Annotated in this window: 26 protein-coding genes and 1 riboswitch; of the genes, 24 read left to right on the plus strand and 2 right to left on the minus strand. The window is 34.5% G+C overall.

Features of this window, described 5'->3' with window-relative positions:
• Window positions 1–170 precede the first annotated feature (170 nt).
• From R9X47_RS22930 to R9X47_RS22985, 12 genes are all read left to right on the plus strand, one after another.
• The gene (locus tag R9X47_RS22930; RefSeq protein WP_432663411.1) at window positions 171–1,259 is read left to right on the plus strand and encodes a mandelate racemase/muconate lactonizing enzyme family protein; all 1,089 of its coding nucleotides are present in this window, start codon (window positions 171–173) and stop codon (window positions 1,257–1,259) included.
• 167 nt (window positions 1,260–1,426) lie between these two features.
• On the plus strand, window positions 1,427–3,127 hold the full coding sequence (locus R9X47_RS22935) for an ABC transporter substrate-binding protein (protein WP_432663412.1): 1,701 nt from the start codon (window positions 1,427–1,429) through the stop codon (window positions 3,125–3,127).
• 367 nt (window positions 3,128–3,494) lie between these two features.
• A complete protein-coding gene (locus R9X47_RS22940) occupies window positions 3,495–4,421 on the plus strand; it encodes an ABC transporter permease (RefSeq protein WP_432663413.1) in 927 nt (308 codons plus the stop codon).
• Window positions 4,422–4,439: 18 nt separating this feature from the next.
• The gene (locus tag R9X47_RS22945; RefSeq protein ID WP_432663414.1) at window positions 4,440–5,345 is read left to right on the plus strand and encodes an ABC transporter permease; all 906 of its coding nucleotides are present in this window, start codon (window positions 4,440–4,442) and stop codon (window positions 5,343–5,345) included.
• 26 nt (window positions 5,346–5,371) lie between these two features.
• Complete coding sequence (locus tag R9X47_RS22950; RefSeq protein ID WP_432663415.1) at window positions 5,372–6,367, plus strand: ABC transporter ATP-binding protein; 996 nt, start codon at window positions 5,372–5,374, stop codon at window positions 6,365–6,367.
• On the plus strand, window positions 6,368–7,342 hold the full coding sequence (locus tag R9X47_RS22955) for an ABC transporter ATP-binding protein (protein ID WP_432663416.1): 975 nt from the start codon (window positions 6,368–6,370) through the stop codon (window positions 7,340–7,342).
• A 35-nt stretch (window positions 7,343–7,377) separates the two neighbouring features.
• The gene (locus tag R9X47_RS22960; protein WP_432663417.1) at window positions 7,378–8,292 is read left to right on the plus strand and encodes a S66 peptidase family protein; all 915 of its coding nucleotides are present in this window, start codon (window positions 7,378–7,380) and stop codon (window positions 8,290–8,292) included.
• 51 nt (window positions 8,293–8,343) lie between these two features.
• Window positions 8,344–9,114, plus strand: coding sequence for a M15 family metallopeptidase (locus R9X47_RS22965; RefSeq protein ID WP_432663418.1), 771 nt, complete (start codon window positions 8,344–8,346; stop codon window positions 9,112–9,114).
• A gap of 25 nt (window positions 9,115–9,139) precedes the next feature.
• Window positions 9,140–9,463: a DUF3870 domain-containing protein gene (locus tag R9X47_RS22970; RefSeq protein WP_432663419.1), complete on the plus strand. Its 324-nt coding sequence runs from the start codon at window positions 9,140–9,142 to the stop codon at window positions 9,461–9,463.
• A 272-nt stretch (window positions 9,464–9,735) separates the two neighbouring features.
• Window positions 9,736–10,476 carry a serine hydrolase gene (locus R9X47_RS22975; protein WP_432663420.1) on the plus strand — a complete coding sequence of 247 codons (741 nt, stop codon included), beginning with the start codon at window positions 9,736–9,738 and terminating at the stop codon, window positions 10,474–10,476.
• Window positions 10,477–10,489: 13 nt separating this feature from the next.
• Entirely contained in the window at window positions 10,490–11,314 is an 825-nt protein-coding gene (locus R9X47_RS22980; RefSeq protein WP_432663421.1) for a C40 family peptidase, read from the plus strand.
• Between the two features lie 17 nt (window positions 11,315–11,331).
• Window positions 11,332–12,150 (plus strand): M55 family metallopeptidase, encoded by an 819-nt coding sequence (locus tag R9X47_RS22985; RefSeq protein ID WP_432663422.1) that lies wholly within the window; start codon window positions 11,332–11,334, stop codon window positions 12,148–12,150.
• Window positions 12,151–12,226: 76 nt separating this feature from the next.
• Here R9X47_RS22985 and R9X47_RS22990 read toward each other — a convergent pair whose 3' ends face one another.
• The gene (locus R9X47_RS22990) at window positions 12,227–13,459 is read right to left on the minus strand and encodes an LL-diaminopimelate aminotransferase (protein ID WP_432663423.1); all 1,233 of its coding nucleotides are present in this window, start codon (window positions 13,457–13,459) and stop codon (window positions 12,227–12,229) included.
• Window positions 13,460–13,721: 262 nt separating this feature from the next.
• Between R9X47_RS22990 and R9X47_RS22995 the strand changes: the two genes are divergently transcribed.
• The 3 genes from R9X47_RS22995 (at window position 13,722) to R9X47_RS23005 (ending at window position 16,565) form a co-directional block, all read left to right on the plus strand.
• Complete coding sequence (locus R9X47_RS22995) at window positions 13,722–14,255, plus strand: chromate transporter (protein ID WP_432663424.1); 534 nt, start codon at window positions 13,722–13,724, stop codon at window positions 14,253–14,255.
• Between the two features lies 1 nt (window position 14,256).
• Entirely contained in the window at window positions 14,257–14,778 is a 522-nt protein-coding gene (locus R9X47_RS23000) for a chromate transporter (protein ID WP_432663425.1), read from the plus strand.
• Window positions 14,779–14,897: 119 nt separating this feature from the next.
• Window positions 14,898–16,565 carry a glycosyl hydrolase family 18 protein gene (locus R9X47_RS23005; RefSeq protein WP_432663426.1) on the plus strand — a complete coding sequence of 556 codons (1,668 nt, stop codon included), beginning with the start codon at window positions 14,898–14,900 and terminating at the stop codon, window positions 16,563–16,565.
• A gap of 170 nt (window positions 16,566–16,735) precedes the next feature.
• Here R9X47_RS23005 and R9X47_RS23010 read toward each other — a convergent pair whose 3' ends face one another.
• A complete protein-coding gene (locus R9X47_RS23010; RefSeq protein ID WP_432663427.1) occupies window positions 16,736–16,942 on the minus strand; it encodes a hypothetical protein in 207 nt (68 codons plus the stop codon).
• Between the two features lie 214 nt (window positions 16,943–17,156).
• On the opposite strand from R9X47_RS23010, the gene R9X47_RS23015 reads away from it, so the two are divergent.
• From R9X47_RS23015 to R9X47_RS23055, 9 genes are all read left to right on the plus strand, one after another.
• Window positions 17,157–17,876 carry a class I SAM-dependent methyltransferase gene (locus tag R9X47_RS23015; protein WP_432663428.1) on the plus strand — a complete coding sequence of 240 codons (720 nt, stop codon included), beginning with the start codon at window positions 17,157–17,159 and terminating at the stop codon, window positions 17,874–17,876.
• Window positions 17,877–18,179: 303 nt separating this feature from the next.
• A complete protein-coding gene (locus tag R9X47_RS23020) occupies window positions 18,180–19,262 on the plus strand; it encodes an acyltransferase family protein (RefSeq protein WP_432663429.1) in 1,083 nt (360 codons plus the stop codon).
• Window positions 19,263–19,273: 11 nt separating this feature from the next.
• Window positions 19,274–20,254 carry a hypothetical protein gene (locus R9X47_RS23025; RefSeq protein ID WP_432663430.1) on the plus strand — a complete coding sequence of 327 codons (981 nt, stop codon included), beginning with the start codon at window positions 19,274–19,276 and terminating at the stop codon, window positions 20,252–20,254.
• A 26-nt stretch (window positions 20,255–20,280) separates the two neighbouring features.
• A complete protein-coding gene (locus R9X47_RS23030) occupies window positions 20,281–20,943 on the plus strand; it encodes a hypothetical protein (protein ID WP_432663431.1) in 663 nt (220 codons plus the stop codon).
• Between the two features lie 21 nt (window positions 20,944–20,964).
• Window positions 20,965–21,687, plus strand: a complete 723-nt coding sequence (locus R9X47_RS23035; protein WP_432663432.1) for a metallophosphoesterase family protein — start codon at window positions 20,965–20,967, stop codon at window positions 21,685–21,687.
• Window positions 21,688–21,708: 21 nt separating this feature from the next.
• A complete protein-coding gene (locus R9X47_RS23040) occupies window positions 21,709–22,185 on the plus strand; it encodes a GNAT family N-acetyltransferase (protein ID WP_432663433.1) in 477 nt (158 codons plus the stop codon).
• A 4-nt stretch (window positions 22,186–22,189) separates the two neighbouring features.
• On the plus strand, window positions 22,190–22,972 hold the full coding sequence (locus R9X47_RS23045) for a GNAT family N-acetyltransferase (RefSeq protein ID WP_432663434.1): 783 nt from the start codon (window positions 22,190–22,192) through the stop codon (window positions 22,970–22,972).
• Window positions 22,973–23,147: 175 nt separating this feature from the next.
• A riboswitch (molybdenum cofactor riboswitch) is annotated at window positions 23,148–23,269 on the plus strand.
• A gap of 179 nt (window positions 23,270–23,448) precedes the next feature.
• Window positions 23,449–25,080 carry an L-glutamate gamma-semialdehyde dehydrogenase gene (gene pruA, locus R9X47_RS23050; protein WP_432663435.1) on the plus strand — a complete coding sequence of 544 codons (1,632 nt, stop codon included), beginning with the start codon at window positions 23,449–23,451 and terminating at the stop codon, window positions 25,078–25,080.
• 187 nt (window positions 25,081–25,267) lie between these two features.
• Window positions 25,268–25,885 (plus strand): TetR/AcrR family transcriptional regulator, encoded by a 618-nt coding sequence (locus R9X47_RS23055; RefSeq protein ID WP_432663436.1) that lies wholly within the window; start codon window positions 25,268–25,270, stop codon window positions 25,883–25,885.
• The last annotated feature ends 9 nt before the right edge of the window (window positions 25,886–25,894 follow it).

The raw sequence follows: 25,894 nt of genomic DNA on the forward strand, positions 1-25,894 counted from the left end.
ACAAAACACAGCATGGAGTGCCTAAAACCTTTAGGTTTAGGTGTCTATGCTGTGTTTTTTGTTGTATAAGATTTTGTTCTGAAAACTAATGAGCCGAAATCTTCATACTTAGATCATGTGACTTTTAATTAAAATGCATCGCAGGTAAATATCATATGGGGAGTGAAGTTATGAAAATTCAAGGGATTGAATTAAAAAAAATAAGTATACCGTTAAAAAAGCCATTTAAGACGGCACTTAGGACAGTAAATATTGCACAAAGTACAATTATACTTGTAAAGACCGATGATGGACGAGTAGGATATGGTGAAGCTCCTCCAACCGCAGTGATTACAGGAGATACAAATGGTGCCATTATAGGAGCAATTAAAGAGAGCATTGAGAACGCCCTTATAGGAGAAGAGGTTGAGAATCTAGAGAGGATTATGTGTAAGTTGGATAAGATAATTGTGAGAAATACCAGTGCCAGGGCTGCAATCGATATGGCGATATATGATTTGTTTGGTAAGCTCTATAATGCTCCGGTTTATAAGCTGCTGGGAGGCTATAGAGATAGGGTCGAAACGGACATAACCATAAGTGTTAATGAACCTGAAGAAATGAGTGAAGATGCGGCTAGATTTGTTAAGGAAGGTTTTACAGCTTTGAAGCTTAAGGTTGGAATAGATTCAGAAAAGGACTTTAAAAGGGTTAAGTCGATTAGAGAAGTAGTAGGAAATGATATAAAGATCAGGCTAGACGCAAATCAAGGCTGGCTGCCAAAGGAAGCTGTAAGACTAATTAATAAGCTTGAAGATGCTGGACTTGATATTGAACTTGTTGAGCAGCCTGTAAAGGCATGGGATCTTGAGGGATTAAAATTTGTTACTGATAATGTTGAAACGCCTATAATGGCAGATGAAAGTATGTTTTCACCCCATGATGCCTTTAAAATACTAAGCATGAGGGCGGCTGACTTAATCAATATAAAGTTAATGAAATGTGGTGGCATCCATAATGCTTTGAAAATAGTGTCCATAGCGGAGGCTTGTGGAGTGGAATGTATGCTAGGGAGTATGATTGAAAGCAAGCTAAGTGTAACGGCTGCAGCCCACCTGGCCTGTGCTAAAAGGAATATAACTAGGTTTGATCTGGATACAGCATTACTGCTGGCAGAGGACCCTGTTATAGGAGGTATTAGAAATGAAGCACCAACTCTTATAATTTCGGATAAACCGGGATTAGGTATTGAGAGAATAGAGGGGTTAAAGAATCTATAAAGGAGAATAGAAATTCATTTTATTAAATAAATATATAGTAAAGGACAATTATAGTCATGCTACCTAAAAGTTTATTAATCCTTAAAGTAGCATTACTCTATGGAGGTGAGAATGAGTAGTATCTATTTTTTAAATCAAACTTAGAAAAAAGAGGGGGAGGAAATTAAATGTTTAAGAGAAAAAACAAATTTTATCTTAGTTTGGTACTTTTGTTAGTTTTAACATTGGCCTTTTCAGGATGTGCTAAGCCTAGCGAGCCAGCACCTGCAGAAAAGGCAGAAGAGACATCAGCTGAGGCTCCAAAGGAGGCTTCTACAAATGAAGCAACAACAAAGGAAGCAGAAAAATCCGATGCTGGACCTAAGTATGGAGGCGTATTTACAACCTATTTAGCAAGTAATTTTGACACCTTAGATCCGGCATTTGCTACAGCTTCTAAAGATGGAAGGATGGTTGCGTTAATTTATGATTCGCTAATAAGATATGATGTAGAAGGCAAGGTAATTCCTTCATTAGCAAAATCATGGGAAACTCCAGATGATAAAACATTAGTATTCAAGTTAGTAGAAAATTCAAAGTTCCACAATGGCAATCCTTTTACAGCGAAGGACGTTAAATATTCCTTTGAGCGAGTTTTAGATCCTAAGGTAGCAAGCCCAAGAACATGGGTATTTGAAAAGGTTAAGGGTGCCAAGGATTTTATGGAAGGTAAAGTTGATACTGTAGAGGGAATTGAAGTAGTAGATGATTATACTGTTAAGCTAACACTGGAACAACCTTTTGCTCCATTTTTGTCTATGCTTGGTATGCCTGCTGCCCATATAGTAGATAAAAATGAAATAGAAAAATATGATGATCAAAAAGACTATGCTTTAAAGCCAGTTGGTACAGGGCCATTTACATTTGTTGAGTTCATTGAAGGAGATAAACTTGTCCTTGATGCAAATAAGGAATACTTTGCAGGTAGGCCATATCTTGATGGTATAGTACATAGGATAATCAAGGATGATTCAACAGCTGTTGCAGAATTTGAAGCTGGGAACATAGATGACTTAGAGATTCCATCGGTGGATGTTGAAAGATTTAGAAACAATCCTGACTATAAGGATCATATAATTACCTATAATACATTTTGGAATTACTATATAGGCCTATCATTTGATAAAGAGCCATTTAATGATGTAAGGGTAAGAAAGGCATTTTGTTATGCTGTAGACCGTGAAGCTATTATTAATACAGCTAGAAGAAACACGTCGGCTCTAAGTCACGGTCCTATTCCTCCTGGATTAGATGGATTTAGAAAGGATTTGAAGTCCTATCCATATGATCCAGAGAAAGCTAAGCAGCTTTTAGCAGAGGCAGGTTATTCAGAGGATAATCCTTGTTCATTTGAGCTGTGGCATTCTGATGCTAAAACAAATGTTGCTCTCTTAGAACCAGTTCAAGCAATGTTAAATCAAGTAGGCTTTGATGTAAAACTGGCTTCTATGGAGTGGAACTCTTATAAGGCAGCAGTTAGAGGTGGAAAGGCTCAGGCCTTCTATTTAAGCTGGGGAGCAGATTATCCTGATGCAGAAAACTATTTATATCCATTATTCCATTCAAGTATGAGTGGTGGTGGCGGTAATGAAACCAGATATAACAACCCAGAATTCGATAAAATTATAGAAAAGGCTCAGGCGACCGCTGATTACGATGAAAGAATCAAGCTTTATCAACAAGCTGAGGACATGACTATTGAAGATGCAGCGCGTTTATGGGTATATCTAAGTAAAAGATGGGATGTATTCAGTCCAGATGTTAAAGATATGAAAATCTATAGAATATTTAACGCCCAAAAGTATTTAGATGTATGGTTGGATAGATAGGTCGTAGACTATGAATAGGGGTGTCTCATAATGGCGAATTTCTGCGTTATTTGAAATGTTCACCGACTTGGCACGTACATTATAGAGATTCTAGTAAAGACTTCAACTTACACAGATCCAAAACTCTTAAGAACGCTGAGTATTTGTACCTGTATAAATTGAGTTTTACTAAGAACTCTATACAACTAGCCAAACCGCCTGAATTTCGAAACCTTGAACTTCACTCATTCTGAAACACCCCGGGGCTGTACTCATAAGAAAACTTTATGAGACAGCCCCATTATTATAGACCATTTTTCAATGAGAAATCTGAATAAAAATAGTGCAATCAATGTTCCGAATGCTTATAGGAAAAGGAGGCACAAAATTGATTAAATATTTATTACGAAGGATTATTATGTTGATTCCTGTTATGATAGGTGTTTCCTTAATAACCTTTTCTCTTCTTTATGTAGTTCCTGGAAATGCGGTAGAGGGTATAGTTGGAGAAAGAGCGAGTGAAGAAATAAGGGAAAAGGCTGTTAAGGAGTTAGGCTTAGATAAACCATTTCATGAGCAGTATATTTCATATATGTCGAGAATTACAAGGGGAGACCTTGGTAAATCCTACATCAACAATAGAAGTGTTAAGGAATCCATTAAAAAAAGATTCCCGGTTACCTTTAAACTCACCTTTTATTCCTTCACTATCGCAGTAGTTGTGGGAATCGTCGTTGGAGTTATATCAGCCGTCAAACAAAATACCCCATTAGATAGTCTTGTTAGAGGTACTACGCTGATTGGGGTATCAACACCTGTTATATTTTCTGGACTTATACTTATGTATATTTTCGGAGTTTGGCTGAAGGTTTTACCGGTTTCCGGTATTGGTGATGGCGGTATAAAGAACTTTATACTACCTTCATTAGTCTTAGGCCTAAATTCAGCAGTATTTAGGGCAAGACTTACAAGGTCATGTATGCTTGAGGTTATTAGACAGGATTATATTAGAACGGCTAGATCTAAAGGTTTAGCAGAAAAGGTAGTTATATATAAGCATGCTATGAGAAATGCAATGATTCCTATAGCAACTAATTTAATTATGAGTTTTGGATACTTACTTACGGGTTCTGCTATAACGGAAACTATTTTTGGACTACCTGGAATAGGTTCATTTACAGTAGATGCTGTTTTTGCAAGGGATATTCCGGTGGTAATGGGATGTTTCTTATTTCAAGCGATTATATTTGTTAGTTTCAATTTATTAGTTGATATTTCCTACGCAATAATAAATCCAAGGATTAGATTTAACTAGAAAAGGGGGAGTTCCTAGATGGAAAAGACTGAGTTAATGAAAGAAAAGCCGAAAAAAGAACCGGGAAAAAAGAAAAAGTCAAACAGTCCTTGGATGATTGCCTGGAAGAGACTGCTTAGAGATAAAACTGCAGTTTTTGGACTATATATTATTATCTTTTTAATCTTTATAGCAGTATTTGCACCTGTGCTTTCTCCTTATGATCCCGTAAAGGATTTTAATCTTGCTGAGGCTTTTCAAAAACCAAGCATAAAGCATTGGTTTGGAACTGACTGGATGGGAAGAGACATACTCAGTAGAGTTCTTTACGGCTCAAGAATATCCTTAACTATAGGTTTGGCATCAAGGGTAGTTACCTTATCTATAGGGATAACTCTAGGTGCAGTGGCAGGATATTTTAGAGGTAGAGTAGATATGGTTATTATGAGGATAGTAGAAATTATGGATGCCTTTCCTAATTTTCTCTTTGCAATAGCAATATCCGTGGCTATAGGAAGAGGATTGTATACTGTGTTTTTAGCATTGGGACTTGTTGGATGGGCCAGTATGGCTAGGCTGATAAGGGGTCAGGTGCTGGCCTATAGAGAATCAGAATTTGTGGAGGCCGCACGGTCCTTAGGAGCATCGAATACAAGAATTATATTTAAGGAGATACTTCCTAACTGTATGGCTCCAGTTATTATTTCAACTACCATGGGTATATCTAGTGCCATAATGGCAGAAGCAGGATTATCTTTTTTAGGATTGGGAGCTCAACCTCCAACAGCAACTTGGGGCTCTATGATGAATTTTGGAAGACAGTATATTTGGACTGAACCACACATGGTCCTTTTTCCAGGGCTCGCAATAGTTCTTACTGTATATGGGTTTAATCTCTTTGGTGACGGGTTAAGGGATGTTTTAGACCCAAGGATGAAGGATTAGTATCAATCATGAAGGGGGAAGAATCTATGGAAAAGAAAGAGGAAATGCTCAAGGTTAGGGATCTCAGAACCCATTTTTATACCCATGATGGATTGGTTCCAGCCGTTGACGGTGTGTCTTTTAAAATAAGAAAAGGTGAAACCTTATGTGTTGTTGGTGAATCGGGCTGTGGCAAAAGCGTAACCGCCATGTCCATTTTAAAACTAGTACCTACTCCACCTGGAAAGTATATTTCCGGGGAAATTCTTTTTAAAGAAGAGGATCTACTTAAGAAGAGCAATGATGAGATGAGGATGATTAGAGGTAATGATATAGCAATGATCTTTCAAGAACCAATGACCTCCCTAAATCCAGTTTTCACCGTAGGGAATCAGATATGTGAAACGGTTATGCTTCATCAAGGAATGAATAAAGGTGAGGCAATGAGAGTAGCCGTTGAGATACTTAGGAAGGTAGGGATACCATCACCGGAGAAAAGAGTAAAGGAATATCCACATCAATTGAGCGGAGGTATGAGGCAAAGAGTTATGATAGCCATGGCCCTCAGTTGTAATCCTATGCTACTTATTGCCGATGAACCTACAACGGCCTTAGATGTAACTATTCAAGCCCAGATACTCGATCTTATGAGGAAGATGAAGGAGGAAACTGAGTCTTCTATAATGTTTATTACCCATGACTTAGGTGTCGTTGCTGAAATGGCAGACAGGGTGATAGTAATGTATGCAGGGAAGATTGTTGAAGAGGGTTCGGCAGCAGAAATTTTTAATAATCCTAAACATCCATATACCATTGGACTTCTAAATTCAATACCTCGGTTAGAAGGAAAAAGAAAAGAAGACCTACATGTGATAGAAGGCATGGTGCCAAGTATGTATAACCTTCCCGAGGGATGTAAATTCAATCCAAGATGTGAATATGCTCTGGACATCTGCAAATTACAAGAACCTCATTTAAAAGTTATTGACAATGACGATGAAAGAAAATGTGCATGTTGGCTTTTAGATAAGGAGGTTGTGTAGATGAAGGAGAAACTACTGGAGGTAAGAAACTTAAAGACATACTTTCCTGTCACTGGAGGGCTTCTAGGGCAGACAACTAATTATGTTAAGGCTGTAGATGGAGTTTCCTTTGACGTGTATAAAGGAGAGACTCTAGGATTGGTTGGTGAAAGTGGATGTGGAAAGTCCACAACGGGAAGGACGATAATGAGACTTATCGAACCCACCGACGGAAAGGTGATATTTGATGGCAAAGACCTCTTCAGCCTCAAGAAGAAAGAAATGCTTGATACTAGAAGAGAAATGCAAATGATTTTCCAAGATCCTTTTTCCTCTCTAAACCCAAGAAAGATGGTCAGGGAAATTATTGGAGGAGCCTTTGAAATACATGCACCCAATATGAAAAAAAAGCAGAGGGAAAAGGAAGTAGCAAACCTCCTTGAGATAGTAGGATTGAACCCGGATTATATTACGAGATATCCCCATGAATTTAGCGGTGGACAAAGACAGAGAATTGGTATAGCAAGGTCGTTGGCACTAAAGCCAAAGCTCATTATCGCTGATGAGCCAGTTTCAGCACTAGATGTTTCAATTCAATCTCAGGTACTAAATCTACTTAATAAACTACAAAAGCAGTTTGCTCTTACATATATTTTTATAGCCCATGATCTAAGTGTTGTAAGGCATTTAAGTGACCGGGTTGGAGTAATGTATCTTGGTAAGATAGTTGAATTAGCCGATGGCGATGAGTTGTATAGTAAGCCACTACATCCTTATACAAAGGCTCTATTATCAGCAATTCCAATACCACAAGTAGGAGTTAAAAGGGAAAGAATAATCCTAGAAGGCGATGTGCCCAGCCCTATAAATCCTCCTAGTGGATGTAGATTTCACACTAGGTGTCCATACAGTATGCGTATTTGTAGGGAGACTGACCCTAGCTTTACAGAAGTAGCTGATAAGCACTATGTTGCATGTCATTTAGTAGATGGATAAGTATTAATAATGAGTTATTTAAGGGGGATAAATTAATGATAAAGCCTAAACCGCTTAAAAAAGGTGACTGTATAGGACTCATTGCTCCTGCCAGTCCTACGCCTGAAGAAAAGGTTGTAAGATCTAAAGAACTATTAGAAGAACTAGGATTTAAGGTAAAGGTTGGCCAAAGCTGTTATGGGCGTTATGGGTATTTGTCTGGGAGCGATGAATTAAGAGCAAGGGATCTAAATATGATGTTTGGTGACAAAAATATAGATGGAATAATGTGTATTAGAGGAGGATATGGAACACCGAGAATTCTAGAGCAAATTGATTATGATTGTATTAGGAAGAATCCCAAGGCATTCATTGGATATAGTGATATCACTGCTATACATATAGCATTAAACCAGGTATGTAGACTCGTTACATTTCATGGGCCAATGGCCTCTACCGATATGATTAAGGATTTTGACGACTTTACAAGGGAGTCTCTAATGAACTCCATCATGTATGAAGATGCTGTGGAGGAAGTAATGAATCCTGATGATCACAAAATCGAAACGCTGGTAGGAGGCTGTGCTGAAGGGGTGTTAGTAGGGGGGAATCTTTCCTTGATAGCAGCAACTATTGGAACTCCCTATGAAATAGATACCCGTGGGAATATATTATTCATAGAGGATATTGATGAAGAGCCCTATAGCATAGATAGGATGCTCACACAATTATCCCTAGCTCGTAAACTAGATGAGGCTTCGGGCTTTATTTTAGGTGATTGGAATAATTGTATAGCGAGATCCTATGATCCTAGCTTGACCTTGACGGAGGTCATAAATGATTTGATTGTTCCACTAAATAAGCCCACTATCTGCAATGTAAGGGCAGGCCACTGTAAGCCTATGGTTACGCTTCAGTTAGGCCGTAAGCTTTCTATAGATGGAAATCGAGGAAAAATTATGCTAAAATGATTATATAATATTTTAGAAAATTTCAAAGCTTTTGAAAGAATAGGAGTGGAAATGAAGAAAAGAAGACGACGGGCTGTTTTTGTAGGGGTATTAATATTTTTTTCTTTAATTATTGTAAATTTAACATTAATAAATAAAATTATCCTAAAGAATACAATAGAAGTATCTGAGGAAAATAATGAACCATACGAAGAAGCCAATGAGGAACCTCAAAAGGAGGAGGCTTTAGAGGAAGCTATAATAGATAGTTTTACCTATGAACCCATACCTGAGGTTATTACAGACAAAATCGATGGAGTGTCTTGGAAAGAAGGTGCTCCAGTAGGGTTAGATGACTTATCCTATGTAAGGGTAACCTATTGGGGATTTGATGATAAAGAACATATAGGTGAATTAGTTGTACATAAAAAGGTTGCTGAGGAAATCACTCAGATATTCAAAGAGCTTTATGAAGCTAAATTTCCGATCGAGAAAATAAGGCTGATAGATGAATATGATGCTAATGATGATTTGTCTATGGATGATAACAATACATCGGCATTTTGTTTTAGAGAAGTTGCTGGGAAAAAGGGAACATTATCAAAGCATAGTTACGGTATAGCTATTGATATCAACCCAGTACAAAATCCCTTTATTAAGGGAGATAGAGTATCTCCGGTAGCAGGTAAAGAGTATAAAGATAGAGAGAATGTGAGACCAGGTATGATTGTTGAGGGGGATATCTGCTACAGAGCCTTTAAGGAAAGAGGATGGACCTGGGGTGGTGAATGGAAAACCCTCAAGGATTACCAGCATTTTCAGAAGCAAATAGATTTGGATTAAATCCAGATTTAAAAGGTGTGATGGCATGAATAAATATAGTAAAAATACCTTATATATAGTAGGCGATTCAAAAACTGCTATCAATAATCCCATAACTGTTCAATATAGTGCATATTTTATAGCATTAATAATTGATCCGGAGGATGCAGTTATAGTAGATGTAGGAGTTTCTACAACACTGCAGGAAACGAGGGATTTTGTAAAATCAATATTTATAGGATATCAAATGAATAAGGGACAAAATCCACTCGTTGAAGAAATTAAGAGTAGATATCATGGTTCATCGCAAAGAGCCCTTATTGTTGCATGGAAGGATGCGTATAAGAAGTATGAGCAAATAAAAAAGTAAGCTAATTTGCTGCTTTGTTTTTTCACTATATATAGACTTCCTAGTATGGAATAAAGTCTTTATTGGAATCTCTATATCTGTAGGTCAAAAACAAAACACAGCATGGATAACCTAAAAATTTAGGCTTGGGTATCTATGCTGTTTTTTTGTTTTCTAGAGATTTTGTAAAGATAATATAAATTGAGATCAATATGCAAAGAAATTGAAGTTTGTTAAGATGAAAAATTTTAAGGGAAGGGGTGGAGTCAATCGAGCGAATAGGAGAGTACATATTGAATAAAGAAGCTGAAGTAGCAATAATACTAAAGGATCTGAAGAAGAAAGAAGTCATATATGAATATAATGAATCTAAAAAAGTACCTTCTGCAAGCATCATAAAGGTAATAATAATGATGGAGGCAGTGAATCAAGTTATAAAGGGTAATTATAGACTCGAGGATATAATAGAGATTAAAGGTGAAGATAAGGTAGAATATAGTATAATCACTGAGCTAAAGATCGATAGATTTACCTTTAGAGATCTTATCACCCTTATGATAATTATCAGTGATAATACGGCCACAAATGTACTAATTGATCTACTGGGTATTGAGAATATTAATAAATTTGCAAAGGAATTGGGTTTAAAGAATACTATATTACAAAGAAAAATGATGGACTTTGAAGCAGCTGAAATGGGAAGACAAAACTATACAAGCCCACTAGATATGTCAAAGGTCTTAGAATTAATATATAGAAAAGAGATTTTAAATGAAGAGATGTGTAATCTTATAATAGACATTCTTAAAAGGCAAAACCATAAAGAAATGCTTCCTAAGTATCTACCGGAGGAAATAACAATTGGTCATAAGACTGGGGAACTCAAGAACTTAAACCATGACATCGGAATCATTTTTTTAGATCATATCGATTATATACTGGGAGTATTTGTGACCAGTGCTAATAGCAATTTAGAAGCAAAAGAAATAATTGCTAATGTTTCTAAAATAATATACGAGGGTTTGAAAACTTAAGGGGGGATAAACAATGAACAAAGTAGAATTAGGCCATGGCATAATTAATAAAACTGTAGCTTCAATAAGAACAAAGCCTAACGGTAAGAGCTCTTTAGCCGATGAAGGATTGCTCGGGATGGTGGTGAAGCTAATCAATCTTGAAGATAATGGCTGGTACTATGTAGAGACCCATTATAAATATAAGGGATATATCCATGAAAATGATTTGGTTATAGATAATGAGAGGGCGCTTTCATGGAGTAAAGAAGCAGACTATCTTATTGTTCACTCTGTAGTTGATATAATGAAGGAACCTAATTATCAAAACTATGTTGTGGAGATGGCAACTAGAGGATCTATTATGAAGGTTACAGGGAATAAGAAGGATAAGTGGGTAGAAGTTATTTTGCCAAGCCTTGAAAGGGGATGGGTGAAAGGAGAGTATATAGAAAAAAAGAGGGAGTTTAACTTTGAAAAAGACGAGAATATTCTTAGAGAAAGTCTTGTACAGACTGCAAGTAAGTATCTAGGAACTCAATACCGCTGGGGAGGCAAGAGCCCTTTAGGTATAGATTGTTCAGGGCTTTGCTCCATGTCATATATGTTAAATGGAATAATTATTTGGCGAGACGCTGAGCTTCGTGACGAGTATATGAGGGAAATCACAAGGGAAGAAATGAAAAAGGGTGATTTACTGTTTTATAAGGGGCATGTAGGAATGTACATTGGCGATGAGAAGGTTATACATTCTGCTTCTTCTAAGTGTGGAGTTGTGATAAACAGCTTAAATAAAGATGATAATGATTATAATAAATATCTAGATGAAAAATTAATTGCTGTAGGAACAATATTTTAAATAGGGAGAGATTAAGGATGAATATATACATTTCGGCAGATATTGAGGGGATAAGTGGTGTAGTAAACGGCACTCATACTACCCAAAGTTCGTTTGAATACAATAGGACAAGAAAGCTTATGACCGATGAGGTAAATGCGGCAATAAGGGGAGCAAAGGCAGCCGGTGCAAAGAAGATAATCGTGAACGACTCTCATGCCTCAATGACAAATATATTGATTGAAGATCTGGATGAAGATGTTATGCTCATTACGGGAAATCATAAGATCTTAAGTATGATGGAGGGAATAGAAGAGGGGTTTGATGCAGTATTTTTCATTGGATATCATGCAAGGCAGAATACGCCCGGAGTATTATCCCACTCATACTCTGGAGCGACAATAAGTGAAATAGTGATAAATGGCAATGTTGTGGGTGAGTTTGAATTAAACTCCTTAGTAGCTGGTTATTATGATGTTCCCGTTATTCTAGTATCCGGTGATGATGTTCTAGCTAATCAAGTAAAGGATTTCAATAAGAATATTGAAACGGTCATAGTGAAGGAAGCTCGTAGTAGATATACGGCTAAATGTATACAGCCTCAAAAAGTCCACGGAATGTTAGAAAAGAAAGCATATGAGGCATTAAGCAGTAAACTACAAACAATTTCTCCTTGCAAGATTCATGGTGAAATTGATATTGAAATTGCATTTAAGAATAGTGGAATGGCTGAAGCAACTCTATACATTCCAGGAACAGAACTTATAGCTCCTAATCGTGTAAAATACAAGGCAAAGGATATACTTGAAGCGTACAAGGTAAGGATAGCATTGACTACTCTTGCTTCTAAAGCGTAGTTGTGCATTTAAGAGGTAACAGGCTCTAAGGTCAATATGTAAAAGACCTCTGAACTGTTACCTTAATTAAATGGATTTAAAACTCTAGCTCTAGAGCCAATAGTCTTTTTCTTATTTCTTCAATAATTCTTTTTTCTTCACTATAATCTTTAGCTTCAAATGTGACAGAAAGCCTCACATATGGTTCGGGTGTATCCCAAGGAACAGTGCATATAAATGCCTTATTCAGTAAAAATAATGAGAAATCCTCGGCCGATTCAAAAGTAATACCGGATTTAGTTCCCTTTGGAATAGGAACATAGCAATAGAAGGTCGCTTTAGGCTTCTCAACACTAAATCCAATCTCATGTAATGCATCAATTAATAAATCAAATCGTCTAGAATATTTTTCACAGTTTTTATGAGTTATTTCTGGATGTTCTAAGGCTGTAACTCCAGCTTTTTGGATTGCTCTAAATTGACCTGAATCTGAATTTGCCTTTACTGTTGCAAAAATATCTATTACATCGGAATTACCTACAATAAATGCTAAGCGCCATCCGGTCATATTAAAGGACTTCGATAGAGAGTGTATTTCTACACCAACCTCCTTAGCTCCATCTACAGATAAGAAACTAAAAGGCTTCTCACCATCAAAGGTTAAGGCAGAATAGGAGGAATCAGCAACAACGACAATATTATTTTTACGGGCAAAATCGATGACACGTTTATAGAAATCCTCTGTTGCTACTTGACCTGTAGGGTTGTTCGGGTAATTGATATACAAAAGCTTAGATCTATATAAAATTATATTTGGTATATTTGAAAAATCAGGATAAAAATTATTTGATTTTGTTAGAGGTAGACCATAAACTACTCCGCCTAAATATTTAGTGTGTGTTGATATTATAGGATAACTTGGAATAGTAGTTATAGTTATATCTCCGGGATTTATAAAACAAAGAGGGAGCATTGAAAGAATTGATTTTGCTCCAATTCCATGTAAAATTTCATGATAGGGATCAATATCTGAAACCCCATATACTCTACTAAGATATTTTGCGGCTGCCTCTTGAAACTCTGGGATACCATTATCAGAGTACCATCTATTTTCTGGTTTGCCAGCTTCGTTACATAGAACGTTAACTACTTCTGAGTCAGCTGGAGAATCCGGTTCGCCAATACCTAAATCTATCAGTTCGATATCGGGGTATCTTGTTCGAATATCTTTTTTAGCATGTTTTATTTTAATAAATTTATAATCCTCCTTAGCTATATCAAAGCTCTTATCTCTAAATCTATCAGCTATCATATCGTTTATATAGCTCATAAAAGAAAACTCTCCTTTCTTTATAGAAGGCACATATAAATCCAAAAGATTTGTATGAGACTCAAAGAAGCATAACAAGCAATTTCGTTTGTTATACTCATAGAATATTGTATTCTAATTTGAAACAATGTGTTCGTATATAATTAATCTTAACTAAGGTTGTACTAAAGTTTAATCTTTATGAGTTTGACGAATGGTTCAAGCTGCTTTACAATTAAGTAGGATAATATTTTCGAGTTTACGAAGAGATGAGGTTATATATATGAAGAAGCTTTGGAAGCTTTTTTTCATTTTCTTTAAGATTGGTGCATTTACCTTTGGGGGAGGTTATGCAATGATTCCCTTGATTGAAGATGAAATTGTTGAAAAGAATAAACTTATTAAGGAAGAAGAGTTTTTAGATATTATTGCACTTTCTCAGTCTATACCTGGAGCTTTAGCAATAAATACTGCTACATATATAGGCTATAGAACATATGGAATATCAGGAGCTATTATGGCTTGCCTTGGAGCAGCCTTACCTTCGTTTTTTATTATTTTAATCATTGCAAAATATCTGACCCAATCCATAGAGAAGGAATTGTTGGAAAGGATATTTAAGGGCATAAGGCCTGCTGTAGTATCCTTGATACTAGTTGCTGTTTTTAAACTGAAAAAAGGTGTTAAGAAAAATGCCTTTAGCTATGTAGTATTGGTAGTTACAGTATTATTAGTAACGCTTCTTAAAGTACATCCAATACTTATAATTGTTACATGCGGCACCCTAGGATATTTTTTATACAAAGGAGTAGAGTAGGATGCAATTAATATTAGATATATTTATATCGTTCCTAAAAATAGGTGGATTTAGTTTTGGCGGAGGATATGCTATGATTCCATTCATTGAAAAGGAGATAGTTAATTCCCATGGCTGGTTAAGTAGTAAGGAATTTGTAGATGTAATTGCGATAGCTGAAATGACGCCGGGACCAATTGCAATTAATTCATCTACCTTTGTAGGATACAAAATAGCTAAGCTTGGTGGTGCAATGTCAGGAACTATTGGTGTGATACTTGTGTCATTTATTCTTTTAGTTATGACAGGAAAATATTTAACCCGTTTTAAGGATTCAGATGCTCTTAAAAATGTATTTGCTGGTATTAGGCCAGCTGTATTAGGTCTAATAATCTCTGCGGCAATATCGGTAGGGAAAACTGCTTTAATAGATTTTAAGAGTGTTATTATTGCAAGTTTAATATTGTTTTCTATAATGAAATTGAAACTCCACCCCATCCTTTGTGTAGCCATGGCAGGGCTAATAGGATATGTTGTATATTAAAAGGATTTTGAAGGCTCTTTAAGCAGAAATTACCATAGCGCTTAAGGGCCTTTTTATTATATAATTGTTCTTAGACTGATTTTTTGTAGGGGTTAATGTCACGGGAGGAGGGGACAAGCGTGAAAAAGTATACTGTGATAGGGATAGTAGTTTTTGTTTTACTGGTAGGTATTTTTAGTATAACTCAAAACCAAAGTGAAATAGAGGATAGTAAAAGGGATGAAACAGTATTAATCCTAGAAGATAAGGTTATTGAAGATGTTGATAGTATATTAATAGAAGATAACAATGTCTACTTACCTTTGGAATTTATACAAGAACATTTTGATGATAGCATATACACTGATGAGGATGGCAAAAAAGCGTTTATAGATGTATCTAATAAGAACTTTCAGATGGAAGATGATGATATTACAAAGTTTGTTAAAGAAAGCAATGCTAATATAAATATTCCATTAATGATAAAAGACTATACTAAGTATCTTCCGATAGATCAGCTAGAGAAAGTATTTAGTATAGATGTAAATTATAATGAAGAATCCAATATAGTTATTATAGATAGGTTTGGAGATGAATCTAAGTTTAGTGAAATAAAGTATGACAATGTAAATATTTATTCAAAAGAATCCTTAAGGGGTCATAAGGTTGATATAGTGAATAACGGTAATGTTGTTAAGATACTTTCAGAAGAGGAAAAATCTTATCGTGTAAGGACAGAAAAAGGGTATTATGGATATGTAGAAAAGAAATTTACCGATGGTGAACCCAAGCAAATTGAATTTGATTATAAAATAAATTCTACTAGAGAAAATCAACTTGATGATGGGAAAATAAATGTTACATGGGAATACGTATACGAAAAGACTCCTGATATATCTGATGAAGAAAAAATTGAGGGGCTGGATGTAGTTACACCTACTTGGTTTAGCCTAGATAATGAAGGTGTAATCACTAATAAAGCAGATTTTGATTATGTAGAAGAGGCCCACGAAAAGGGATATAAGGTATGGGGACTTGTAGACAATAGCTTTGATCCTAAGCTTACATCAGAGGTTATAAATAATGATGAAATGAAGGACAAGGTAATAGCTCAGATTGCTTTTTATGCAAGTTTATATGACTTAGATGGTATTAATATAGATTTTGAGAATGTCTACTATGAGGATAGGGATGCACTTACTGAGTTTGTTGAAGATTTGACCCATATCTTAAAAAAGCAAAACTTGGTTGTTTCTATTGATGTAACAGTACCTAGCGGTAGTGAAAGATGGTCTAAGGTTTATGATAGAGAAAGGCTATCTCAAATAGTTGATTATGTTGCACTGATGGCCTATGATGAGCATTGGGCTACAAGCCCAGTAAGTGGTTCTGTTGCATCTATAGGATGGGTAGAAAGAGGAATCGAGAGGAGTCTGGACACTATACCAAAGGAAAAACTTCTTTTAGGTGTGCCATTCTATACAAGGGTATGGAAGGAAACGAAGGATGAGAACGGGAAAATAAAGGTTTCATCAAAGGCTGTACCAATTAGAAACGTTGAGGAAATTTTAGACAGAAACAATGCTGCGATTTCCTGGGATGAAGAAACTGGGCAGTACTTTGCAACCTATGAAGAGGATGGAGCAGTTTATAAGGTTTGGGTAGAAGATACTGAATCTATAAAGCTGAAACTGGAATTGGCTAATAAATATAGCCTTAAAGGAATAGCCTCATGGAGAAAAGGTTATGAATACGATGAGGTTTGGGAAGTAATAAATAATGCAGTTGATGATAAAGATTTATTATAGAATGGGACTGTCTCATAAAAATTCCTATGAGTCACAGTCCCACCGGATGTTTCAGAATGAGTGAAGTTCAAGGTTTTAAAATTCAGGCGGTTTGGCTAGTACTGACGTACGTGCCAAGTCGCCTGAATTTTAAATAACGCAGAAATTCGTCATTCTGAGACATACGAATTTTATTTATCTATTTCATAGCTGTAAGGATAAACATCCTCGGCGTTTTTCTCTAAATTCTTTGCAAAATGATTAGCATCAATTTCTTCTACAATCTTACCATCCTTCAAAATTCTAGCATTCCACACTTGACCATCGGATTTAACTAATAACTCTGCAGGATATTCTGATCCATCGTCAAATTTTATCTTTCCTTTTTTCCAAGGCATGAATAAATCTCCCTTCATATATATATAATTTATATAGAAAATCTTGACTTATCTAAGTTACTATACTTATTTTTAACTTTTAAAGAGATTATTATGATAGAGAATAATTGGAGAAAATACATAGTGATTAGGAAAATTCTGTAGATTGTTATAAAATATATTGGGTATATTAAGTATAGACAATAATATAGAATATCGAATAAAGGGTGATTTTATGGGTTTTTATGAAGAGTTAAGTAAATACTATGATATTGTTTTTCCTTTAGGAAAGCCTCAGTTAAATTTTATAGGTAAACGCATTAAAGGAAAGCAAGATGTTTTGGATTTAGCTGCTGGAACGGGAAATTATTCTATAGCATTAGCAAAGGAAGGATATAATGTATCGGCTGTAGATTTAGACGAAGAGATGATTAAGAAAATAGCAGCTAAGAATAAGAAAGAAGGAACAGATGTAGAACCATATGTACTGGATATGAAAAAAATCGATGTTCTTGGTGACAATAAATTTGATGCAGTAGTATGTATAGGAAATTCACTAGTACACTTAGATAATAAGGAAGAGATTAAAGATCTCCTAAATAAGATGTATGGCCTTTTAAGGAAAGATGGAGTAGTTATTTTACAAATAGTAAACTATGATAGGGTATTGAAGTATGATGTTAAAGAACTACCTTTAATAGATAGACCTGAAAGTGGCGTAAGGTTTGTTAGGAACTATGAATTGGAGGATGGAAAGGTTTTATTTAAAACTGAACTAATTATTAACAATGAAAGAAGCTATGACAATTGCATAAAGCTCTATCCTTTACAAAGTCAGGACTTCGTTGAGCTGCTAAAGGAAGCTGGTTTTAGAGATATTAAGCTTCACGGAGGTTTTGATGAAAAGGAATATACTATAGATTCCTTTCCATTAGTAGTAGAAGCATATAAATAATTTTTTTAAAAGCTCCTCGATCTATTTTTTATAAGTAGATTGGGGAGCTTTTGTTATAAAACATAGGAAATATCAATATCTCTTAAATATTTTAAATGTTGAAATTCTATTCCTGCTAGAATAAAGATTTAAACTTAATTAATTGAATATAATGGTAAAAATGATAAAATGTAATATATAATCACCTTGAAAAGGATTTTGTATTAAATAAATTGAAATAGAGTCCATGATGCAAAAAAAGGAGTAAATAAAATATGAAGGATAGATATAGGTATTAGTACAAGAAGATATGATATTGATTGGATGAGGAATCTTGGAATACTATTATTATTTCCATTTCATGCAGCAAGGGTTTTTGATTATTGGGATCCTTTTTATGTGAAGAATACTGGAGCAAGTTGGGTATTGAGCTTGTTCATAGCTGTTACTGCATACTGGTTTATGCCATTGCTATTTTACTTAGCTGGTGCTTCAAGCTGGTATGCTCTAAAGAAAAGAACAGGGGCTCAGTATCTAAAGGAAAGATTCCATAGACTGTTTATTCCCCTGATATTTGGACTTATAATTATTGTCCCGCCACAGGGATATATAGCAAAATTAACTGAAAAAGAATTTAATTCAAATTACTTAGAGTTTCTAAAATCCTACTTTATGGATTTTAGTGACTTAACCGGTTATTTTGGTTCATTTACTCCAGCACATTTATGGTTTATATTATATCTATTTGTTTTTTCCTTAGTCTCTTTACCATTATTTAAGTTAATAGAGAAACTACAGAGTAGTTCATTAAAAATTATAGATTATTTAAATAGTCCATTGGTTTTAGTAATGCTATTTATTCCGTTGACTTTGACCGAGGCATTACCAGGCCCTGGGGGACAAAATCCATTTTATTACATACTTATTTTTATATTAGGATATATAATGAGTTTAAGTGAAGGAATGCAAAAAGCTATAGGAAAACTTAAGTTCAAAGCGCTAATTTTTTTAATAGTTTATATACCAATATGGTTTTCGGTTATGATTAATAACAGTAATACAGGTACTTGGTCGTTGACAGCAATTGGGATTGCTTTCATGAAAAATTTAGCGGTATGGTTAACCCTTATAGTTATTCTTGGATATGGAAGAAAACATTTAAGCAAAAAAAGTAAAATTATTTCCTATATGAATGAGGCAGCATTTCCAGTTTATATTTTACATCAGACGATACTGGTCATTGTTAGTTTTTATATGGTAAGGCTGAGTATTGCAATTTATCTTAAGTTTATAATTATAGTTGTCTTATCTTTTATTATAACGATTTTGTTATATGAGGTGTTAAAGAGAATTGAGATGGCCAGATGGTTACTAGGGATGAAGTCAAACTCAGATTATAGAAAATAGGTGATAAAAAAATGGTGGAGTGGAAGATAAAAAAAATTATAAACTTTACGGCTGAAAAGCATTGGGGAGAAGGATATGCACAATTTGGATTTCACGATTTAGAGGGGAATCAATATGTGTTGAATAATGAGCAAGACTGGATAGGATTATTAGGTTATGATAACTTAGTTTGGACGATGGGCGCAAATAGGGTTACAAATAAATGCAAACATTATAACTTAGATTTAAAAGGGCCTAAGTACCTGGAAGGTGCTAAGGATGAGTCTATTTTATTTAGTGATGATAAGAGAATATATAGGTTTTATCCAAAAAGTGAGAAGATTGATGTAGTAGTTGATAGTGATAAATATGAAATTAAGGATATTGGGAACTGTATATATGACTCAGAAGAAAATATTTGGATAAACGAAATAACTGGTTGTAAGGTGTGGCAGTTTGATTATGATGGAAATATGATAAGAACATTAGGCAATGGACAGCCTGGATTTCAAAAATGTGATATGGGTTTTGATGAAGTAAGTTTTAATTGGATTTTTGACATGAAATGTGGTCCAGATGGTAACATATATGTTTTAGATAGTGGAAATTATACAGTGAGAATGATTGATATAAAAAGGCATGTAGTTAAACTTGTTGCAGGAACTGGCGAAGGTGGATATATAGGAGATGATGGACACCCTTTAGAAGCAACATTTGGTACAAAGAAAGATGCAGATTTCGATGGACCCTGGTCTATGGTAATAGATGAAAAAGGTAACATCTATATAGGCGATACTCAAAATCATGTTGTAAGGATGATAGATTCTGAAACTAAGAAAATAACAACTATTGCAGGTAATCAAGGGAGTATTGAAGGAAAAAGAAATAGCATTGATGAAAAAGATCCTTTTAAGTTAAATCTTCCATTGATATGTAGTATGGATTATTATGATGGAAAGTTGTATATTCCTGAGTGGGATGGAGACTTAATAGTATTGGAAAAACTCGATTAAGGATATTTAGAGAAAGGTGAAATAATATGTTTTTTACTACAATCTTAAAATATGTTGTTGTTTCTATAGTGATCTGTTTACTTTATGGAATACAAGTGTTCTCGGCTTCCATGATAAAAAAGATATCTAATGATAAATTTAAGGGTTCATATTTATTTCAGTTCTGGGGTTTAGTATTAGCTATAATACTTTGGAAACTATATCCTGAAAAAATATTTATATTTAATACCCATAATGTATGGAAATTGAAGAATATAGTGTTGATTTTGATATGTGTTATACCAACTTCGATTATTGCATACCATGGCAAAAAAGATAAACCCAAGAAAACATTCAATATTGAAAACTTTTTGAATGGAGCATCGATGGAGATACCACAGAGGCTATTAGTCCAAAATCTATTTGTCGTTTTAGGCATTGATGGTGCTATTTATGGACCTGTAACATTAGCAATACTTTTAAATGCTATAATCTGGGTACAATTTATAATCATTCAAGAGATTATGGAAGGAAAAAAGGTTTCCTTTAACATAATACCAGAGATCACTGCGTCATTTTGGTTTTCTATATGGGTTGGTATTATATATGGAATTACAGGAAATATTGTAGTAGCAATGTTAACCCATGGATTACAGAGATTCTGTACCTATAGTGTACTAGGTAAGCTTCAAACGAATAAGTCTAGTTAGTAGTTACAAGGGGGAAGTTCAATGAAGATAGCAGTCCTTTCAGATATACATGGAAACGATTTAGCGCTAAAAGCAGTTATAGATGACTTGAAAAAAGAAGGTATCGAAAAGGTTATTTTTTTAGGAGACCTGGTTATGAGAGGCCCTAATCCGAAAATGTCATTAGAGCTCCTTAAAAAATTAGATATTTTGAGTTGGGTAAAGGGAAATACAGATGGGTGGTTTGAAGAAGCTAATGACGGTTGGTCTCCTAAGACTGATAGAGAGAAGATGCTATTTGAATTATATCTTTATGCCTTAAATGAATTAGAAAAAGAAGATATAGATTTTCTAATGTCCAAACCGATCACAGAGAAAATTAAAGTCAATGGTCTAAGTGTTTTATGTGTACATGGTTCGCCAAGAAGCTATAGCGAAATAATGGGAGAAGAGATAGAAAAGGAAAAATTATTAGAAATCCTTGATGGTGTAGATGAAGAACTAATACTTTGCGGTCATTCACATAAACCATCGATTGTTAAAGTTGGTCAAAAAACAATAGTTAATGTCGGAAGTGTAGGAATGCCATATGTTAAAAATATAATCTCATCATATGCCGTTTTAGAGATATTAGATGAGGAGTTTGAAATTAGCATGAGACAAGTCAACTATGATAAGGAAGGAATTATAGAAGCAGCTATAGCTAAGCGATTTCCTTACATAGAAAAGTATATAAGGATTATTGAAGAGGGAGTGGCTAGTTAAGGTTAGAAAGGGGGACTATATTTGAAATTTCAAATACGAGAGGCAACGAAAAATGATTATGAGAGTGTAAATGAATTAGTTGTTGAAGTGCACAATTTACACGTGGAATCTAGGCCGAATAATTTTAAGGAAAATGATAGACCTTTAAATAGAAGATATTATGAAGAGTTATTGGACGATATAAGATGTAAAATTTTTTTAGTAGAGACCCAAGGGAAAGAGATAATTGCTTACACTATATTGAGGGTAATAGAGATCGAAAGCAATTCTATTGTCATACAAAGAAAATTTGTTTATATGGAGGAGCTATGTGCCAAAGAACAATATAGAGGAAAAGGTATAGGTGAATTATTGTTTAATAAAGCCGTTGAATATACTAAGAGAATTGGAGTTTCAAGCTTAGAATTAAGCGTATGGGAGTTTAATGACCCGGCTATTAAATTCTATGAATCAATGGGAATGAAAACGAGAACAAGAAGAATGGAGATTGAGGTGTAGTATAATGCTGAAAATAGAGAAAGAACAGTTTGATTTAATATCCCATCTACTAAATGATGAAAATAGCCATTTTCCATTGTTGGAATCAATACTTTCTGATAAGAAGAAAGGTAGTGTTTATGTTAATAGCTTTGAAACGCCTACAGCAGCTCTAGTTATAAGCAACGATGGCTGGTTTTATCAATTGGGCGGAGAGGATGATATAAATTTTAACTCTGGGTTAGAAGATATCATTGTTGAAGAAACTAAAAATAATAAACCAATACTTTGGTTTGGAATATCAAAAAAATGGAGAAGAAAGTTGGGCGATAATGGCTCACTAGAAGTCAAAGATTTTCCGAGAATTCAGTATAGATTTAATAAAAGTGATTATATTTCATATGGAGAAAACCCATTTCCATATCAGCTAGAATACATAAGTAAGGAAAATGTTGAAAAAGTATTAGAATATAATGACGGTATAATAAGCTTTTGGGGAACTATAGACAATTTCATTGAAAATGGATTCGGCTTTATTTTATTAGATAAAGAAAAAATAGTCGCTCAATGCATTAGTGCCTCAGTTGAAAATGGAGAGGCTGAAATTGATATTGAAACAGATGATTCCTATAGAGGAAAAGGCATTGCAAGATTTATGGCATCTTGCTTAATTGATGAATGTATGAAAAGATGTTACATACCAAAATGGGACTGCGCTGTAGGGAATATTCCATCGAGAAAGCTAGCGGATAAGCTAGGGTTTGAGAAAGTAGCAGAATATCCATTTAGCTATATAACTTCATTATAAAATAAGTATGCTTATGAGAGAAAGGAACGAGAAAAATGAAAGGTGAACCTTAAAAAAAATCATTTTAAGAAATATGTTGAATTTACAAAAATATCAATATATAATGTTAGTATATTTTTAATCGATTAAGATTTTCAAATGATACTTTACTGCAGTAGAATAATTTTAAAACTTAATATGGTTTTCTCTTCGAGTCTTTTTATCTAAGGACTATTAGTCTAGGATTCTAAGGCCTGTAGGGTATAATTGGAAACGGTTGTGCCTCCCAGTGTGGAAAGGAGAGATAATTGATGAGTATAGCTGAATAATAGCTGACTATAGGACTTGGAAAATCGGTATTTTGATATTACTAAGCAAGTATAGTTATTTATTGTGTTATTATTTTTAGTAGTATTCACTTTTATACAAAGTACCTTCTTTTTGATAAGCAACTGGGATGCCTCCATTGAATGTTTATTAATAAAGGAGGATTTTTTATGTCTAATGCTTATTTTGAGGTAAGAAAACCAGAAAATGAACCTGTTCTTTCCTATTCTGTAGATAGTAATGAAAGAATGAATTTAAAGGAAAAACTCTTAGAGCTTAGAGGAAAGGAAATGGATATTCCTTTAATAATAGGTGGAAAAGAAATACGAACAGGGAATACAGCAAAATGTGTGGTTCCCCATGACAAAAATCATGTACTAGCTACATACCATATGGCAGGGGAAAAAGAAGTTGAAATGGCAATTGAAGCAGCTCTGGAAGCAAAAAAAGAGTGGGAAAGAATGCCATGGCAGCATAGGGCTTCAATATTTTTAAAGGCTGCTGAGTTGTTGGCAGGTCCATGGAGACAGACTTTAAATGCAGCTACTATGCTTGGGCAAAGCAAAACAGCCTATCAAGCTGAGATTGATTCTGCCTGTGAAATGATAGACTTTTTAAGATTTAATGCTTATTTTATGTCTCAGATTTATGGTGAACAGCCTGTTTCTACTAGTAGTTCATGGAATAGATTGGAATACAGACCTCTTGAAGGCTTTGTTCTATCTGTTACCCCTTTTAATTTCACAGCTATAGGAGGAAATTTAGCAATAGCACCTGCATTAATGGGAAATGTAGTTGTATGGAAACCTGCTGGAACAGCAATATATTCCAACTACTTGTTCATGAAATTATTACATGAAGCAGGGCTTCCTGACGGAGTAATTAACTTTATTCCAGGTTCTGGTAGCTTAATAGGTGACATTGCATTTAACAATGAGTGGTTTGCAGGGGTACACTTCACAGGATCCACTGAAGTATTTAATACGATGTGGAGGATTATTGGGGAAAATATTAATAACTATAGATCCTATCCTAAAATTGTTGGAGAAACGGGAGGAAAAGACTTTGTTTTTGCTCATAGGCTTGCAAATGTTAATGAACTTATGACAGCCTTAATACAAGGGGCGTTTGAATATCAAGGTCAAAAGTGCTCAGCGGTTTCACGGGCCTATGTTCCTGAAAGCATATGGACAGTTCTAAAATATAAATTGATTAGCGAAGCGGCAACAATTAAAATGGGCGATGTAGAAGACTTTACAAACTTCATGAGTGCCGTAATAGATAAAAAAGCCTTTGATAGAATCAAAGAGTATATTGAATATGCAAAGGACTCCGATGAGGCTGAAATAATATGGGGTGGAGAATGTGACGATGAGCAAGGTTATTTTATTGAGCCGACAATTATAGTTACAAGAAACCCATACTTTAAGACGATGACAGAAGAAATCTTTGGACCTGTGCTAACAATATATATATACGAAGATGAAGAGCTTAAAGAGACCCTCAGAATATGTAATGAATCAACACCATATGGATTGACTGGGGCTATTTTTTCACAGGATAGAATGGCAATAGTAAAAATGGAAGAGGAGCTTAAACATGCAGCCGGAAACCTATATATTAATGATAAACCTACAGGAGCAGTAGTAGGTCAGCAGCCATTTGGAGGAGGGAGAGCCTCTGGTACAAATGATAAAGCTGGAAGTAAACTGAACTTATTGAGATGGACAAATCCAAGGGTGATAAAAGAAACATTCAATTCGACTAGGGATTATAGATATCCATTTATGGAAGCTAGATAAAATGTAAACAAAAAAAAGGAGAATGACATTGTCATTCTTTTTTTTTTATGTGACAAAAAATATCGAAAGAGAAAAATGGAAATGATTTACAAGATTGTTGACAAATTGAACTTCTAGATATATAATAGACCATATAGTCTAGACTGCATGGTCTAGGGAAAGTATTGAAATTTAGGAGTGGAGATCATTGGAAATAAAGGACTTTGAAAAAAAAGATAAACTAATTGAAGCAGCACTAGATGAATTTACTCAGAAAAGTTACGATGAAGCTTCATTAAATAATATTATTAAAAATGCATCTATGAGTAAGGGTTCATTCTATTATCATTTTAAAAACAAGAGAGATTTATACACTTTTATATACGTAGAAGCTGGGAATGTTAAACTTCGTTTTTTGGATAAAGAACTAAAAAACTACGAAGAAGAGATGAAAGATAAAAATATATTTGAAATATTAAAGCTATATGGGCATTTAGGATTTAAATTTGCGAAGGAGTATCCTGTTTACTATCAATTTGGAAAAAGGTTACTTGAAGAAAAAAATGAAGAATTAATGACACATCTAAGAAAGCAATTTAACCATGTTACTGAGGATTTAATGGATAACCTAATTGCAAGAGCAATTGAAAGAAAAGAAATTAGGGATGATTTTCCAGTGGATTTTACAACGAGACTAATTAAGAATTTATTCCTAAGCTATGATAAAGTGGTTTTGAAAGATATTAATGAAGTTGAACTTGATGAACTTATGAAACTATATGATAATTATTTGGATTTTCTTCAAAACGGAATAGGTAAAAAGTAATAGTATGGA

Origin of the sequence: Wukongibacter baidiensis, assembly GCF_050888315.1 — a bacterium.
Taxonomy (GTDB): Bacteria; Bacillota; Clostridia; order Peptostreptococcales; family Caminicellaceae; genus Wukongibacter; species Wukongibacter baidiensis.

Coding starts and splice junctions, on each gene's coding strand:
- R9X47_RS23025 (WP_432663430.1), top strand. CDS start 19,274: ATGGTGGAGTGGAAGATAAAAAAAATTATAAACTTTACGGCTGAAAAG.
- R9X47_RS23045 (WP_432663434.1), top strand. CDS start 22,190: ATGCTGAAAATAGAGAAAGAACAGTTTGATTTAATATCCCATCTACTA.
- R9X47_RS22960 (WP_432663417.1), top strand. CDS start 7,378: ATGATAAAGCCTAAACCGCTTAAAAAAGGTGACTGTATAGGACTCATT.
- R9X47_RS22995 (WP_432663424.1), top strand. CDS start 13,722: ATGAAGAAGCTTTGGAAGCTTTTTTTCATTTTCTTTAAGATTGGTGCA.
- R9X47_RS23030 (WP_432663431.1), top strand. CDS start 20,281: ATGTTTTTTACTACAATCTTAAAATATGTTGTTGTTTCTATAGTGATC.
- R9X47_RS22945 (WP_432663414.1), top strand. CDS start 4,440: ATGGAAAAGACTGAGTTAATGAAAGAAAAGCCGAAAAAAGAACCGGGA.
- R9X47_RS22970 (WP_432663419.1), top strand. CDS start 9,140: ATGAATAAATATAGTAAAAATACCTTATATATAGTAGGCGATTCAAAA.
- R9X47_RS23015 (WP_432663428.1), top strand. CDS start 17,157: ATGGGTTTTTATGAAGAGTTAAGTAAATACTATGATATTGTTTTTCCT.
- R9X47_RS23020 (WP_432663429.1), top strand. CDS start 18,180: ATGAGGAATCTTGGAATACTATTATTATTTCCATTTCATGCAGCAAGG.
- R9X47_RS23000 (WP_432663425.1), top strand. CDS start 14,257: ATGCAATTAATATTAGATATATTTATATCGTTCCTAAAAATAGGTGGA.
- R9X47_RS23035 (WP_432663432.1), top strand. CDS start 20,965: ATGAAGATAGCAGTCCTTTCAGATATACATGGAAACGATTTAGCGCTA.
- R9X47_RS22950 (WP_432663415.1), top strand. CDS start 5,372: ATGGAAAAGAAAGAGGAAATGCTCAAGGTTAGGGATCTCAGAACCCAT.
- R9X47_RS23010 (WP_432663427.1), bottom strand. CDS start 16,942: ATGCCTTGGAAAAAAGGAAAGATAAAATTTGACGATGGATCAGAATAT.
- pruA (WP_432663435.1), top strand. CDS start 23,449: ATGTCTAATGCTTATTTTGAGGTAAGAAAACCAGAAAATGAACCTGTT.
- R9X47_RS22930 (WP_432663411.1), top strand. CDS start 171: ATGAAAATTCAAGGGATTGAATTAAAAAAAATAAGTATACCGTTAAAA.
- R9X47_RS22990 (WP_432663423.1), bottom strand. CDS start 13,459: ATGAGCTATATAAACGATATGATAGCTGATAGATTTAGAGATAAGAGC.
- R9X47_RS22935 (WP_432663412.1), top strand. CDS start 1,427: ATGTTTAAGAGAAAAAACAAATTTTATCTTAGTTTGGTACTTTTGTTA.
- R9X47_RS22985 (WP_432663422.1), top strand. CDS start 11,332: ATGAATATATACATTTCGGCAGATATTGAGGGGATAAGTGGTGTAGTA.
- R9X47_RS22965 (WP_432663418.1), top strand. CDS start 8,344: ATGAAGAAAAGAAGACGACGGGCTGTTTTTGTAGGGGTATTAATATTT.
- R9X47_RS22955 (WP_432663416.1), top strand. CDS start 6,368: ATGAAGGAGAAACTACTGGAGGTAAGAAACTTAAAGACATACTTTCCT.
- R9X47_RS22980 (WP_432663421.1), top strand. CDS start 10,490: ATGAACAAAGTAGAATTAGGCCATGGCATAATTAATAAAACTGTAGCT.